Source organism: Imperialibacter sp., assembly GCF_048007035.1.
Taxonomy (GTDB): Bacteria; Bacteroidota; Bacteroidia; order Cytophagales; family Cyclobacteriaceae; genus Imperialibacter.
The window spans coordinates 2453546-2468274 of sequence record NZ_CP180355.1 but is presented as its reverse complement, the minus strand read 5'-3'; the positions used below and the strand labels follow the sequence as shown (position 1 = coordinate 2468274).

The window sequence follows — 14729 nt, the reverse complement described above, 5'->3', positions numbered from 1 at the left end:
CATTAGAATGTATGCTTGAATTTTTTCCGGTGGAGCTTCAGTCGGGGTTTCCTACTTTCATCACAGCCATTTACACCCTGATGTGGGGTCTTGTTTTGGCTTCGCTCATCGCCATTACACATAAGAAGACCTACACGGGTTTTGTGTATCCCGATCAGTTTTTTATTTCGATGATCCTTGCCACGTTGGTGTCCACCGCTGTAATGATGTCGATTGGCGACAGCCTGGCACGTGGTTTGGGCATTTTTGGAGCGCTGGCCATTATCCGGTTCAGAACCAGGATCGAGGAGCCTAAAAATCTTTTGTTTCTTTTTTCCACGCTGGCCTTGGGGATAGCCCTGGGTGTGTATGGTTTTAGCATTGCTATTTCCAGCACGTTCATGTTTTGCCTGGTGGCCTGGCTGCTTCATTTTTTCGTTGAGAGAAGGAATCAGAAAGAGCGTTTTGCGCTGGTAGTGACTATGGAAACAATGGAGTTGGCGACACAAATAGAGCAAATTATAAAGCCCCTGAGCTTGAAGATTCGGTTGGTTAGTCAGCAAAAAGGAAAGGAAGCTACCTGGCAGCTCGAGTGGCAGGTGGTTCGGGTAGCCGGAGAGGCAGCAACGTCTTTTTTGCAGCAGATGAGTGAGATTGAAGGAGTTCTTCAGGTGAAATGGTCAAAATCAGGAAATTTGGTAAGAGTATAAATGAGCATCCCAAAACAAAACTATTACGCATTCTATATAACAATTGTGCTTCTGGCTGGGGCGCTCCTCTATTTCAGTCTCGACTATCCTGTGCGCAAAGCCAATTTGTATGGCGTTGTGGAAAGCCCCAAGGTAAGACTCAACCATCCACGCAAAGCCGTTATCCTTGAGGTGAACGTCACCCCCGGCCAAAAAGTAGAAAAGGGTGCCGTACTGATGCGGCTTGAGTCGCAGGCCATCCTCGACGACCTTCAAGACCTGGCCTATAAAGAAGGTAAGCTTGAAGCAACTAGCGAAAAGGAACTTTTTGAGTTTGAAATCGAAAAAAATGAGCTGGCTCTGGAGCTACAGCAGGAGCACACTAAAAGAGACCAGGCTATCGCCGAGATCAGGATGGAAGAGAACCGGGACGCCTCCTGGCTAAAAAATTTCACTACTGCCGAAGCAAAAGACACCACAAGCGCAGCAGCCTGGAAACTGGAGATTATCGAGCAAAATTTTGAGGCAAGCCTTTCCGAGAACAAACTTAAGCAGTCGTTGCTGCTAAAAAAGAGGCAGCTGCAAGTAAAGGCCGTTGAAGCCAGCAGGGAAGAGCTGCTGCATGAGAAACAAAGACTGGAGGCAGAAAATGCATCACTTGTGCTGTTAGCTCCCGCCAGCGGCATTGTCGACAATGTCTATTTTATGGAGGGCCAAACTGCCGATGGCTTTTCTGATCTGCTGTCGCTATTGCCTGACGAAAATAAATTTGTGAGGGCCTATATTACAGACCAAACCAATATTGTTGGCGACCTCTCCCGGGTGGTGGTGCAGTCGGCACTGGAAACAGATAAGAAAACGACAGCAACCTATATCGGGTCAGGCGGTGTTGAAGTTCTGCCTGCTATGATGCAACAGCTGCCAGTTCAGCAATCCGGCAAAGAGATCTTCTTCAAACTCGACAACACAAAAGGCTGGCTTCAGGGAGAAAAGGTAATGATTCTGGTGCCATGAGAGGTAGCAAGCTTTTAGTAACAGGCCTTTTCTTTTCCCCCTTTTTCGTGGAAGCTATGCAGCAGCCCCTGCCGTTGTTTGATCAAATCACCGTCGGAATTGAGAATAGGCCCGAAATAAAAGCAGCCAAACAGCAGGTAGAATGGTTTCAGCAGAACAGGTACGGCGTAGCTTATTTTGATGAGATTGATTTCAGAGTGGGAGGCATCACCAACGACAAAACTGAGTACGCCTTCCGTCTTCGTCCGACCAACCCTTTCTATTATGCGGCAGGAAAAAGTATGGGCAAGCTTTTGGAGTCAGAGGCACAGCTGAAGTTGAGGGAGGCGATGCAAACAGCCCTTTTCGATAAGATTGAAACCTGGCTGAAAATCAGATATGTCGCATTGCAACTCCAGGAAACGGAAGCGTCTGTTGCCTGGCGGCAGAAGTGGTTGGAGAATATGGCTCAATACATTTCCGAAGGCGAATTTGATGCCGAAGAATTGCTTGATGTGGAGCTTGAAAGGATTGATCTGGCGGTGGACCGCATGGACTTGTCGGAGGAATTGGAGAATGAACTGGCTGATTTTCTGGAGGAGCCAGTTCGAACGAACGTAGAAACACTTGCCCAGTCGTTGGTCGAAAGCGTGTTCCCCGATGTGGCGTTGGAAAAGTTACTGAGTACAGTGGACGAGTTAATGCAGGTGCCATCAGCGGTATCGCTTGCTACGGAGAAGGAGCAGTTGAATGTGCAGCTCACGGAGAGTAAAGTGCTGCTGGAAAAGCGAGATTGGGATATCGGCTTTGTGCAGCCTGAGTGGGAGATGGAGGGCAAAGAGAGGTTTGGCTTGCGGGTAGGCATTGGCATCCCAATTTTCAACACCAATCGCATGCAAACGCAGAACAGACAGCTGTCCCTGATCAATGATAAATGGGCGGAGGTAAAGGCAAGGACGGAGTGGGATGTTAAACTAAGTGCTGCCTATGAGAAAACACTGAGGATAGCGGAACGACTCAAAGCCATGCAAGAATTGGATGTTCAATTAGACACATATCGACAGAAATTGTCTGCCATAGACCCTGGCGATGCGAGAGAAAGCCTCTTAAAGTGGCTGAAAGCGAAGGAAAAGCTAAGGGGTAGAGTAATTAAGGATCAGTTTTTGTTGCTGTCGGCCTACCTGGATTACCTTAAGCTTAAAGGCCTGCTGGCTGAGCCAACAGCCTTGAGCTATTTTGAAGACATTTGGTAAGTAAACCTACTTTTATGAAAATTACATTGCTAAGAGCTCTGCTTGCGGGAGCCATTTTTTGCACGCTGTCCGCTCAGTCACAGTCTGTTAATTTTGAGTCGTCGAACCTCCCCATTATTATCATCGACACCGAAGGGCGTACCATTGTTAACGAACCCAAGGTGAAAGCAAGAATGGGCATAATCAACAACCAGGAAGGGATTACTAACCATACCTCCGATCCTTTTACTGACTACGACGGCTTCATCGGTATTGAATTCAGGGGCTCCTCTTCTCAAGCCCTATTTCCAAAGAAGTCCTTCGGCATTGAGACCTGGGACGAGCAAGGCCAGGATCTTGACACGGCCATTTTGGGTTTTCCGGCCGAGGAAGACTGGGTTTTGCACGGACCCTACTCCGACAAAACGCTGATGCGGAACAAACTAACCTTCGATCTTTTCTCATTTACTGAGCGCTATAGCTCAAGAACAAAATACGTTGAGGTGGTGCTCAATGGGCAATACCACGGCATCTACCTATTTATGGAAAAGGTGAAGCGGGACAAAAACCGGGTGGATATCGCCAACCTAAAACCTGAGGATAACGAAGGAGAGGAGTTGACCGGGGGCTACATTTTGAAGCTCGATAAGTTTGACGGCAGCGGTGGTGGGGGCTTTGCGTCAGAGTACCGACCAAACAATTATAAAAACAGTGATCAGGTGGCCTTCTTTCAATACGATGAGCCAGCAGATGACGAAATCACCAACGCTCAAAAGACATATATACAAAGCTTTATGAAGAGCTTCGAAAATACTCTGAAGTCGAGTTCCTTCAGGGATCCGGTATCGGGCTACCGCAAATATATAGAGCTGTCGAGCTTTGTTGACTTCTTCCTGATCAATGAACTCAGCCGGAATGTTGATGGCTACAGGCTCAGCACCTTTATGTACAAGGACAAAGATGACAAGGGCGGGCTCCTGACTCTTGGGCCAATATGGGACTTTAACCTTGCGTTTGGCAACGCCGACTACTGCCAGGGAGGAAATACCCAGGGCTGGGCGTACAAGTTCAACGACGTTTGCCCGAACGACTTCTGGCTGGTTCCCTTTTGGTGGGACAAACTGATGACAGACCCTGTTTTCAGACAACAGGTGAAATTGCGGTGGATGACGCTGCGGAGTGGTGCCTGGTCCGACGAAGCAATAAGCACGATGATTGATGAATATACCGACGTCTTATCTGAGGCCAAAAATAGGAATTTTCAAAGATGGCCAGTCATTGGCCAGTACACGTGGCCTAACAATTTTGTTGGGGCAAGTTACCCGGCGGAAGTGGACTATCTAAGGAACTGGATCACTCAGCGCACCACTTGGCTGGATCAGCAGATAGAGAATTTTGAGGGGCCAGTGGATGTAACCGGACTAAGCAACAGAGAAGTTGATCTGGTGACGTTTCCTAATCCTTTTCTTGATTTAATATACTTCCAAAATGAAGCCCCCTCTGGGGTTGAGTCAATAAAAATATTTTCATTCTCTGGTCAGCAGGTGAGAACCATTAATAACCGGGGAAAATTAGGCAGCAACCTGACCTGGGATGGCAGAAATTCAAACGGAGAGGACTTGCCGCCAGCTGTTTATCTCTACCAGGCATTTTCAGGTGACGGACAAGTGACGGTTGGAAAGATCATCAAATCAGCACGTTAGATGAATTGTGGATAACTTTGCAAAAATTGTGGATAATCACACACAAAAACCATAACTATCTATATATAAGGTAGTTAACTTAATTTAGTTATCGACATTCTTAAACCAGATTCACCAATTTTCTAGGTCTCCCGCTTCGCTGAGGCTGCCTGACTATTGGTAAATTGGAAAATCATTCTAAGAGAGGATTGCTTATTGACTTTTAGTTTCAGCGCTAATCACTTATTTTTCGGCATATCGAATGATCCTTCACTATGTACATTAATTTATCTGGTCTGAATGTGCTCGTAACAGGAGCTAGCAGGGGCATAGGCAAGGCCATTGCGGCTAAGCTGGCAGAAGCAGGGGCCACCGTGGCAGTGCATTACCACAAGAGCGGCAGAGAGGCTGAAAACCTGGCCCATGTGCTGGGCAATGAGAGCAAAGCCTTTCAGGCAGATTTGGCTCAGCCTGATCAAGTAGTGCAGCTGTTCGATAAGGTGGTGAGTGAATTTGGGTCTCTCGAACTTTTGGTCAACAATGCCGGTCTGGCCATAGCTTCCGACATGGGCTCTGCCGATAAGCAGTGGCTTGAAGAATGGAACAAAACCATGATGGTTAATCTTAACGCAACCGCCATTCTTTGCAAGAAAGCCATCGATCATTGGCTCAAAAGAAAGGCCACAGGAAGGATCATCAATATCTCTTCAAGAGCGGCCTTTCGAGGAGATACTGCCGAGTACCTGGCCTATGCAGCGTCCAAGGGAGGGGTGGTATCGCTCACCCGTTCGATAGCGAGGGCTTACGGCAAGCAGGGTATCAAAGCGTTCAATATTGCGCCGGGTTTTGTGCGCACCGATATGGCCAAAGAATTTGTGGAGCGATATGGCGAGCAGGTGGTGCTGGGAGATTTGGCACTTGAGCGACTCACTGAGCCGAAGGACATTGCTCCCATGGTGACTTTTTTATGCAGCGGCTTGGCCGACCATGCGACTGGCAGCACCATTGATATCAACGCAGGCAGCTACGTGCACTAGCTGGAGGGCAGGTAGGCGCCCACAACCTTCGCTGTGGTCACTATTTGGCCAGCATGGTAAATGTCGTGATGCACTATGCCCTCAATCAGGTGTTTAAAGTCGTAGGACTTTCCGGGCACCTGCTTCTCAAATGTATCTGTTGAAGTTTTTTGAATAAGATCCAAGAGCGTTTTCTGATTGTCGTCAAAGGCATGGAGCAATTCGATCCACTCTGCTGCGCTTGTTGCCCCCGTTTGACTCCAGTCTTTCTCAGAATCGATAGGTACTTGATACCGCTCATTGCCTTTTAGTTGTTCTACCACATAAGTGCGCCACGTAAGCATGTGTTGTGCTAGCTGGAACACCGAATGTGAAGAATCATCGGGGCGTACGCCAGCCTTTTCCGGCATAATTTCCCGCAAAATTGTTCTAACCGGCTTGCCATACCAGGGCGAACCTGTATAAACATCCTTCAACTGGCTTAGTACGATTTCAACCCAGCTCATATGTTAATGGGCAAAAACCTGCGACATATCCTGAAACGACTTGAACTCCAACGCATTGCCACTCGGATCGAGAAAAAACATAGTAGCCTGTTCGCCAACTTCGCCTTTGAACCTCACATGGGGCTCAATAATGAATTCGACGCCTTGCTTGGTCAGCCTGTCGGCCAGCTCATGCCATTCTTCCCATTGGAGTATGGCTCCAAAATGCCTGACAGGCACCTTGTCGCCATCCACCTCATTTGTTTTTGCCTGTGCAACTTCGTCTGGCTTCAAATGGGCGCTGATCTGATGTCCAAAAAAATCGAAGTCGATCCACTTCTCAGCTGAGCGGCCAACTTTGCAGCCAATCACTTCAGTGAAGAACTTTCGGGTAGCCTCAATATCGCTAACGGGGAAGGCGAGGTGGAATGGGGTCATTGTGTTAGAGTTTAGATTTAGATCGAAAATTTACATATTAAAGTGTCTGTTAAAAACTATTTTTACATATGAGTAAAAAAGTAGCGTTGGTGCTTTCAAGTGGTGGGGCCAGAGGGGTTGCTCATATTGGCGTAATCGAAGGGCTCATTGACCATGGCTTCGAGATCAGTTCAATCGCCGGGTCGTCTATGGGATCAGTTGTTGGTGCGTTTCATGCTTGTGGCAAGTTGCCGGAATTCAAGGAGTGGATTAGCAACCTTGATAGGATTGAGGTTTTTAAACTTATCGACTTTACTTTCAGTTCGCAAGGCTTTATCAGGGGAGAAAAGGTTTTCAAGAACCTGGAGAAAGTTATCCCGGATCGGCCAATAGAAGAAATGCAAATCCCGTTCATTGCCGTTTCAACTGACCTCAACACGCAAAAGGAGAAGGTGTTCGACTCCGGGAGTATGTATCATGCTATCAGAGCATCAGTAGCAATACCCACTGTGCTCACGCCCCTCAAGTCGGGTGAAAGTCTTTATGTCGACGGCGGTGTGACCAATCCTGTGCCAGCTGATAAAGTGAAAAGGACCAAGGGAGACATCCTTGTTGTTTCCAATGTAAATGCATTCAAACCGTACGTTAGTCCCTTAAAGAAACAAGAGAAAAAAGAGTCCAATCAATACACAAAGCGACTGGAGGAAATGATGAGCAAGATAAGCAAGGTGATTCCTGGGTCCAGCTCCGCAAAGAAGAAATTGGGGTTCTTTGATTTGCTCAACGACTCCCTTGACCTTCTGCAGGATCGGCTTACTTCAGAGCTTTTGAAGCAATACAAGCCGGGGTTAAGTGTTGAGGTGTCAAGGCGGGCTTGTTCTACATTTGAATTCTACAGAGCTAAAGAAATAATTGAAGCTGGAAGGCAGGCATTTGAAGAGGCCTTGAAGGCATCCAACCTTTTGTCGGAACCGGAGCAATGAACTTCAGAGAACTCAATACCCAACTGGGCAATATCGACATCTACCTTTTGGATCAAATACTCAAGGGCCGCTTTGAAGTAAAAAGCAAGGTGCTAGACGTAGGCTGTGGCGAGGGTCGAAACCTTATTTATTTCGCCAGGGAAGGCTTTGATGTGTATGGTTTCGATCAAAACCCTGCTGCGTTGCAAATGCTGAAGTACCTGCTCAAAGGAATTCGGCCGGATTTTGACGAAAGAAAACTGATCGAGGGAAATGCTGAGAGTTTGCCTTTGCCAGCCGGCTATTTTGACATTGTCATCAGCAGTGCTGTGCTACACTTTGCCGAAAGCGTGGATGCTTTTCACAAACAGATGGCCGAGTTGTTTCGGGTTTTAGCTCCCGATGGCATTCTCTTTATCCGCATGACCAGCGATATTGGCCTTCCGGATGCCACTGAGGATCTGGGAAATGGTCGCTACCTGATTCCTGATGGATCGGCAAGGTTTTTACTCACCAGAAGTTTGATAGAGGAAATCGTTGACAAGTTTTCCTGGCAGCTGATAGAACCCGTGAAAACCACTGTGGTGGACGATGTTAGATGCATGACAACCCTGGTATTTAGAAAAGCCTGACTACCAGGAACCGCTGGCACCACCGCCACCGAAGCTTCCACCCCCGAAACCACCAAAGTCGCTTCCGCCGCCAAAACTTCCTCTGCCACTGTTAAAATCATTGAAAGTATTGCCCCGGCCCCGATTCATGCTCGACATGAGGAAGAGCATTGTCCAGAACCCAGGCTTGCGTGAAGAAAAATGCCCTCTTCTTCCCCGAAAAACCGAAATAATAGGAATGATGACAAAGAAGAAAACGATAATAAGAGACAAAATTCCCGGCGTTTTTTTTGCCGTTCGTGGGTCTGCCTTGAACTCGCCTGAGGCCATACTCATGAGTATGCTGGTTGCCTGATCCAGCCCCTGGAAATACTTTTGCGCTCTGAAATTAGGTACTATGTACTTTTCAATGACTCTTTTAGCATAAGCATCGGGGATAGCACCTTCCAGCCCATAGCCTGTGCTAATGCTCACCTTTCGGTCACTAATCGCCACTAAAACCAGCACACCATTTTCCTTACCCTTTTTTCCGATGCCCCATTCCTGGGCCAATTCAGCTCCATAAAGATCAATATCGTCTTGCCCTATTGTTTCCAATATCACGACAGCGAATTCATTGGAGGTACTGTCCCGATATCCCCTGAGCTTATTTTCCAACATATTAGTTTCCTGTTGGCTAAGCAGGTTCGCATAGTCATTCACGATCCTCGGCGGCGACATTGGCTTTGGAAAACTCTGTGCCGAAGCCGCTAAGCTGGTCATGACCAGTAAACCAGTGAAAAAATAGAACTTAATTTTGGCCAAAGGAAATGTCATCAGGGAGTTCGTTTACGTCGTCTTTTTGGTAAGGGAAATGTTCTTTAAGCTGGGCTCCGGCCATACGGATGCCATCACTCAGTCCAAGCGTTAGCTGTCCCGACACGAAGCGATCCTTCATATGGTCTTTAATGTCGCCCCAGTAGTGGTCAGGCACCACCTGGTTAATGCCGGCATCACCAATTATCGCAAATTGATGATCTTCCACAGCCAGGTAAAAAAGCACACCGTTTCGTTGCTTGGTTTTCTGCATGTTCAATGTAGAAAAAACTTCTGCAGCCCTGTCCAGCACATCTTTCTGACAATGTCTTTCGATGTGTACCCTAATCTCGCCAGAGGTGGCCAGCTCGGCCTCCTTAATCGCTTGCACGATATTGCGGCGTTCTTCTTCGCTAAAATATTCTTTCGCCATAGTTTAGAATTTTACTTCAGGTGCTTTTTCTGCACCCTCAGAAGCTTCAAAATAGCCTTTTTTATCGAACCCGAACAAACCGGCAGTAATATTGCCGGGAAACCTCCGGATAGTGGTATTGTATGCCTGTACTACTTCATTAAATTTTTTTCTTTCAACAGCAATCCTGTTTTCAGTGCCTTCAAGCTGCGCCTGAAGCTCCAGAAAGTTTTGATTGGCTTTCAAATCAGGATAACGTTCGGCCACCACCATCAGCCGGCTAAGTGCTGAACCAAGCCCATCCTGAGCCTGCTGAAACTGCTGCATTCCTTCAGGAGACAAGTTATCGGCACGGATGGTTGTTGATGTAGCCTTTGCACGGGCTTCAACCACCTGGGTGAGGGTTTCTTTTTCAAAGTCAGCATAGCCCTTTACCGTGTTCACCAGGTTGGGGATAAGGTCGGCCCTTCTCTGGTAAACATTTTCCACCTGAGACCATTGCCCGCTAACTCCTTCTTCAAGGCTGACCATCTTGTTATAACCACAGGATGAAGCCAAACCAATAATGACAACCAGCAATACAATAGCAATAAGTATTTTCTTCATTGTTTAATTGTTATAAGACGGAAAACTAATCAGAGAGATGTTTGTGTTCAAAGGAAGCACTATTCTTACCAAATGAAAAATGTATTGACCTTAGTAGGGGGTGTATTTTTTCTACTAGCATGTAACGTTGACAAAGGCAAAAAAGTTGATGTTGAGAAACTCGACTTTAAAACAACCGACCGATCCGAACTCTTTTTCAAGAACATGCGGCAGTCGGCCTACACCACAACGGAACAGCAAGAGGCTGGGGTTTACCTCTATACCCACAAGACATGGGACAAAGATTCATTGTCGCCGGTGGTGCCGACCATTGTATTCAATTGGCGACAGGACAGGGCCTATCTGATGCTTAACTGGTCCGAGAAGTGGAGCGCAATAAAAGAAATCGATGTAACGGTCAGCAGCGACACACTTCCCGATTACCACCTTATTTATCGGGAGGGGAATATGCGAGACCAATTGACCTTTTCAGCCACCCTTTATAATGCGATGATGGAGGGGGGTCGATTTGCGCTTCGAAAAGATGGAGAGAAAGTGCCGCTTTTTACATCTGACGAAAAAAGAGAAGCATTCCGGGTGACGCTGTATGATTATCTCCGGCTTACCGGGTGGTTTTGAGCCTTCTTTTATAGTTGAAGGGACGGTGAATTACAGAATACAGTTGTATTCAGCCAGCAATTTTGTAACCATCTCACTGCCAAAGGTGTTTTATCCCAAATATATCCGGTAATTGAAACGTTTATGCTTTACTATACTGGTAAATTAGATAATTTTGTTTCTATCGACGAAATGGAATTTTTTTTGAGCTGTTTAAACCTTTTAAATGAATAACCAATCAACCAAGGCCCGGCTGAAATACGCATTTGATAATTTCATGTCCGCTGGCTCTACCAAGCTTATTTCGTACCTGGGCTTGGTGGCATTGCTCCTGGTTTTGATGTTCGCCACTATTCTATATTTGGCCAATATTCACCCCGATGAGGTAACCAGGCTCAACTTCGTTGACACCTTTTGGACCAGCCTGATGCACGTGCTGGATCCCGGTACGATTGGCGAGCATGATGGCCACTGGGATTTCCGGATTTTCATGTTCCTGGTTACGCTGCTTGGTATTGTCATCCTCAGTATCCTGATCGGTTTGATTTCCAATGGTATCATGGACAAGCTGGATCAGCTAAGAAAAGGTCGTTCGTTCGTAATGGAGCAGGACCATGTGCTCATCCTGGGCTGGTCTTCAAAAATATTCACCATCATTCCAGAGCTGATCATCGCCAACGAAAACCAGAAGGATCCTAAAATTGTGATCCTGGCCGACAAGGACAAGGTGTTGATGGAAGACGAGATAAAGGACAAAATTGGCAATACCAAGAACACCAAGATAATTTGCAGAACAGGTAACCCTATCGACCTCCACGACCTCGAGATTGGCAACCCTGTTAACTCAAAGTCGATCATCATTCTGGATAAAGAGAATGAGAATTCTGACAGTCAGATTATTAAGACGATCCTGGCCATCATTTCCAGCCCACACAGGAGGCAGGCGCCGTATCATATCACAGCGGAAATAGAAAACAAAAGGAACTTCGAAGTTGCAAAAATGGTGGGCAAGGACGAGGTGGAGCTTATCCTTTCAGACGACTTTGTTTCCAAAATCATGGTACAAACAAGCCGTCAGTCGGGGCTGTCGGTTGTTTATATCGAGCTGATGGATTTTGGCGGCGATGAAATCTATTTTGTAGAGGAGCCGAAGCTGGTCGGCAAGACTTTTCGGGAGGCGATTTTCAGCTATGAAGACTCGGCCATCATCGGCATTCAGTTCGCCTCCGACAACCATGTGGAGGTAAATCCGCCAATGAGCACCGTCATTCAGCCTGGCGACTTAATGATTGGAGTAACCGAAGATGATGACACAATGATTGTGTCTAATCGCACGAATTTCAATTTGGAAGAAGGCTCGATAAGAACGAACGAAGCAGATGTTCCCCACGCCGAGACGATTTTGCTGATTGGCTGGAATAATAGGGCCAAAACAATTATTCAGGAGTTGGACAACTATGTGCAGCCCGGGTCTTCAATTAAGGTAATCTCAAAGTTTGACGATGCGGTAGCCCCGATAGAGAAGCTTAAAAAGACAGTGAGCAACCTCACTCTTGAGTTTGAAATGGTTGACACAACGGACAGGGCAGTTTTGGAGATGCAGAAATGCCAGACGTTCGATTATATCATGCTGCTGTGCTATCAGGAGTACTACCCCATTCAGGAAGCGGATGCCCAAACACTAATTACCCTGCTTCACCTGCGTAATATTTCTTCCAGTTCTCCACGAAAAATGAACATTGTGTCGGAAATGCTCGACATGAGAAACAGGCAGCTGGCAGATATTACCAGTGCCGACGATTTTATAGTTAGTGATAAACTGCTGAGTTTGTTGATGACACAGGTAGCGGAGAACAAGTACCTGATGAGGGTTTTTGAGGATCTCTTTGACGCAGATGGTTCTGAGATTTACATAAAACCGGTTACAGATTATATCAATGTAGATAAGCCGGTGAACTTCTACACGATTCTGGAGTCGGCCGCCAGAAAGAATGAAGTAGCTATTGGCTACCGGAAAATTTCCGATGCCAGAAATGCCACCCAGGGCTACGGGGTAGTGGTTAACCCGAAGAAATCTGATCTGATTACCTTTTCCAGTAAGGACAAGATAATCGTGCTGTCAGAAGACTAACTAAGCAAACGCCTCATTCTTCAGGGCAAGCCTGATTTCTTTTAGCGCCTGGCTCTTTAGCCTTGCTTTGACCCGCTGATCATTTAGTTGCAGTTCTGAGATGTACTCAAGCACATCTTTTTGCTGATCTGTCTTTAGGTTCTCCACCGAGTGAAGAATTTCCGATTGTAGATTACTCAGTTGCATGATTTGGTACAATTAGCTACTGTAAATAACGTAATACAGCGTAACTTGTTCATTACTATTCTATTACCCTATCATTACAGATGTAATATTTCTTCCATAATCGCTGAAAACGGAGACTGCTTTCCGTATCAGAAAAGCTCTGCTTCTGAGTGCGTGGCTAATCTTGTTGTTGAAAGATTTTGTTGATAATGGCGGTGGTGATCAGGTAGGTGGGTTTTACGCCAACGAGGCCCAGGCTGCCCGAAGCAAGTGTGTTGCCCGTCACCAAAGGGTTGTCAGATGCATAGTAAGCGTACCTTAGCACCACGTCTTTGCTGATACTGTTGCGGATAATCGCATGTGATTGAATAGCCTTCTGATAGTGTGCCCCCTCCATTTCCAGCCCAATGGCATTCCACGAAGAGCTTTCGAAGTATTCCAGCACTTCTTTGTTTTGAAGAGAGGTGCCAAGCACGGTGATCATAGGCCCTTCGCAAACATATAATCCCTTTGCGTGGAAGTCGCCGGCCTTGAAATCATTGACGATCGGGTAATTGTCCGCCGTGCCTTCGAACACATGGGCCGTGGGGATCATGATGTCTCCTTTGCCGCCCTGCAATATGCCTGCCTTGCCCATGATATTGATAGAAGCCACCCTAATTGAGATTTGATCGTTTTCCTCCAGTGGCTTCAAAAGCTCATCCATGATCTCATAGGCCTGCTCGCCAAAGGCGTAATCGAAAACAATCAGCACTGGTTTCTTGCTCTTGCTCTTTGCCTGGTCAGCTTTAATCTCTGCTGGAAGAAGATCAAAGTTGATTTTGGTGGTGTCAATTACCTGAACAGAGATGTTGGTTCCGTTGCTGTCTTTGATGAGGTGCAGGCCATTTTTGGAGGCAAATGCTTCTACTCGGTCATTGAGTTCTTTGTTTTTCGGGTCGCTCAGCATAAGGGCCACATCTTCCAGGCTTTCCTTCTTGCGCTCCGACTCTTTTAAGGCCGCAAAACAGTAAAGAGTGTTGAGGAAACTGTGAAGGTTGGCGCTGACGACATGGATGGGCCTGTCGAGCAGCTTTGCTTTTATCAGGTATTTGTTGATTTGATGCGACCAGCGCTCACCGTACATGTGGTGCCCAATACGCTGGCGGAGCGTAGGAGAAAACGAAATCTCGATGGTTTTGCTTTCTTGTTTTTCACGAATGATCAAGGTGCCCAGCCAGTAGACAATGTGAAACAGACCATTGTTATTCGACTTCGACGACTGCAGGCGCATAACAGCCGCCTTGGTCTCCTCATAAGTTCTGCCCAGCAAAGTGGACAAGTAGGTGAAGGCAAGCTCCTTGCTTTTTCCCTTCAAATCCTGCTCACTTACTACAAGCTTTTCAAGTGCGAGCCATTCTTTCCTCAGGTTACCACCCCCCTCATAGGCATGCTCTTTTATTTTTTCCGCTTCATGGTACATGAAGGTGAGGTGAGTGAGAATGTCGTAAATCTCACTTCTGCCTCTGGTTACCTCAATGAACATTTGCTCGTCATCAATCCTGTAGCAGTTTCTCTTTCTCGCATGAGGAATGAGCACTTCAAAGCCAGATTTGTGGTAGCCTTCTTCTGAGATCAGCCGTATAAAACGACATTCTTCTATCCCCTTTGGAAGTCGTTCGATCACATACACCAGGCCGTCCAGCTCAACTTTTGAGGGGTCGTTCATTGAGCCGTAAATTTCCGGCCGGAGGGTGAGCAGTGAGTCGGTGAGTTGCTGGCCAGATGCCCCCGAAGGCTTGTAGATGCCACTGTTGAACAGGTGGCGCATTTCGATATAAACTCTTTCAATGGCAGCCCTTGACTCCTGGGCTTTGGTTAGTTCAATGGGGTGGTGAAGCGACATTTTTTACGTTTCACACAAAAATAACCATTTACTTTCAAATGACCACTGTGCCAGGCACCGACAAACTGAATG

At 46.7% G+C, this 14729-nt stretch carries 16 protein-coding genes; 9 read left to right on the top strand and 7 right to left on the bottom strand.

Annotation, left to right across the window (positions count from 1 at the left end; all coding sequences use genetic code 11):
* Positions 1-11 precede the first annotated feature (11 nt).
* The 5 genes from ACMVP2_RS10620 (at position 12) to ACMVP2_RS10600 (ending at position 5612) form a co-directional block, all read left to right on the top strand.
* Positions 12-689 carry a DUF4956 domain-containing protein gene (locus ACMVP2_RS10620; protein ID WP_339793036.1) on the top strand — a complete coding sequence of 226 codons (678 nt, stop codon included), beginning with the start codon at positions 12-14 and terminating at the stop codon, positions 687-689.
* Complete coding sequence (locus ACMVP2_RS10615) at positions 690-1682, top strand: HlyD family secretion protein (RefSeq protein WP_416867686.1); 993 nt, start codon at positions 690-692, stop codon at positions 1680-1682. It abuts the gene before it with no gap.
* Positions 1679-2914 (top strand): hypothetical protein, encoded by a 1236-nt coding sequence (locus ACMVP2_RS10610; RefSeq protein ID WP_416867685.1) that lies wholly within the window; start codon positions 1679-1681, stop codon positions 2912-2914. The genes ACMVP2_RS10615 and ACMVP2_RS10610 overlap by 4 nt, the downstream gene beginning before the upstream one ends.
* Before the next feature lie 14 nt (positions 2915-2928).
* On the top strand, positions 2929-4596 hold the full coding sequence (locus ACMVP2_RS10605; RefSeq protein WP_416867684.1) for a CotH kinase family protein: 1668 nt from the start codon (positions 2929-2931) through the stop codon (positions 4594-4596).
* 254 nt (positions 4597-4850) lie between these two features.
* A complete protein-coding gene (locus tag ACMVP2_RS10600; RefSeq protein WP_152001473.1) occupies positions 4851-5612 on the top strand; it encodes an SDR family NAD(P)-dependent oxidoreductase in 762 nt (253 codons plus the stop codon).
* On the opposite strand, the gene ACMVP2_RS10595 is transcribed toward ACMVP2_RS10600, so the two are convergent.
* Positions 5609-6097, bottom strand: a complete 489-nt coding sequence (locus ACMVP2_RS10595; protein WP_416867683.1) for a DinB family protein — start codon at positions 6095-6097, stop codon at positions 5609-5611. The genes ACMVP2_RS10600 and ACMVP2_RS10595 overlap by 4 nt on opposite strands.
* Before the next feature lie 3 nt (positions 6098-6100).
* On the bottom strand, positions 6101-6514 hold the full coding sequence (locus ACMVP2_RS10590) for a VOC family protein (protein ID WP_416867682.1): 414 nt from the start codon (positions 6512-6514) through the stop codon (positions 6101-6103).
* A 68-nt stretch (positions 6515-6582) separates the two neighbouring features.
* On the opposite strand from ACMVP2_RS10590, the gene ACMVP2_RS10585 reads away from it, so the two are divergent.
* Together ACMVP2_RS10585 and ACMVP2_RS10580 are read left to right on the top strand one after the other, a co-directional pair.
* Complete coding sequence (locus tag ACMVP2_RS10585) at positions 6583-7476, top strand: patatin-like phospholipase family protein (RefSeq protein WP_416867681.1); 894 nt, start codon at positions 6583-6585, stop codon at positions 7474-7476.
* Complete coding sequence (locus ACMVP2_RS10580; RefSeq protein WP_416867680.1) at positions 7473-8087, top strand: class I SAM-dependent methyltransferase; 615 nt, start codon at positions 7473-7475, stop codon at positions 8085-8087. Before ACMVP2_RS10585 ends, ACMVP2_RS10580 begins: the two co-directional genes overlap by 4 nt.
* On the opposite strand, the gene ACMVP2_RS10575 is transcribed toward ACMVP2_RS10580, so the two are convergent.
* The 3 genes from ACMVP2_RS10575 to ACMVP2_RS10565 are packed head-to-tail and all read right to left on the bottom strand — an operon-like array spanning position 8088 to position 9879.
* Positions 8088-8882, bottom strand: coding sequence for a TPM domain-containing protein (locus ACMVP2_RS10575; protein ID WP_416867679.1), 795 nt, complete (start codon positions 8880-8882; stop codon positions 8088-8090).
* Positions 8857-9294 carry a TPM domain-containing protein gene (locus tag ACMVP2_RS10570; protein ID WP_152001479.1) on the bottom strand — a complete coding sequence of 146 codons (438 nt, stop codon included), beginning with the start codon at positions 9292-9294 and terminating at the stop codon, positions 8857-8859. The genes ACMVP2_RS10575 and ACMVP2_RS10570 overlap by 26 nt, the downstream gene beginning before the upstream one ends.
* A gap of 3 nt (positions 9295-9297) precedes the next feature.
* Positions 9298-9879 carry a LemA family protein gene (locus tag ACMVP2_RS10565; protein ID WP_152001480.1) on the bottom strand — a complete coding sequence of 194 codons (582 nt, stop codon included), beginning with the start codon at positions 9877-9879 and terminating at the stop codon, positions 9298-9300.
* Positions 9880-9951: 72 nt separating this feature from the next.
* Between ACMVP2_RS10565 and ACMVP2_RS10560 the strand changes: the two genes are divergently transcribed.
* Together ACMVP2_RS10560 and ACMVP2_RS10555 are read left to right on the top strand one after the other, a co-directional pair.
* Positions 9952-10497, top strand: coding sequence for a hypothetical protein (locus ACMVP2_RS10560; protein WP_416867678.1), 546 nt, complete (start codon positions 9952-9954; stop codon positions 10495-10497).
* Positions 10498-10702: 205 nt separating this feature from the next.
* A complete protein-coding gene (locus ACMVP2_RS10555; RefSeq protein WP_416867677.1) occupies positions 10703-12607 on the top strand; it encodes a CASTOR/POLLUX-related putative ion channel in 1905 nt (634 codons plus the stop codon).
* Here the strand turns inward: ACMVP2_RS10555 and ACMVP2_RS10550 are convergent, their stop codons facing one another.
* Positions 12608-12793, bottom strand: coding sequence for a hypothetical protein (locus ACMVP2_RS10550; protein ID WP_152001483.1), 186 nt, complete (start codon positions 12791-12793; stop codon positions 12608-12610).
* A 157-nt stretch (positions 12794-12950) separates the two neighbouring features.
* Entirely contained in the window at positions 12951-14657 is a 1707-nt protein-coding gene (locus tag ACMVP2_RS10545; RefSeq protein WP_416867676.1) for a DUF6909 family protein, read from the bottom strand.
* Between the last annotated feature and the right edge of the window lie 72 nt (positions 14658-14729).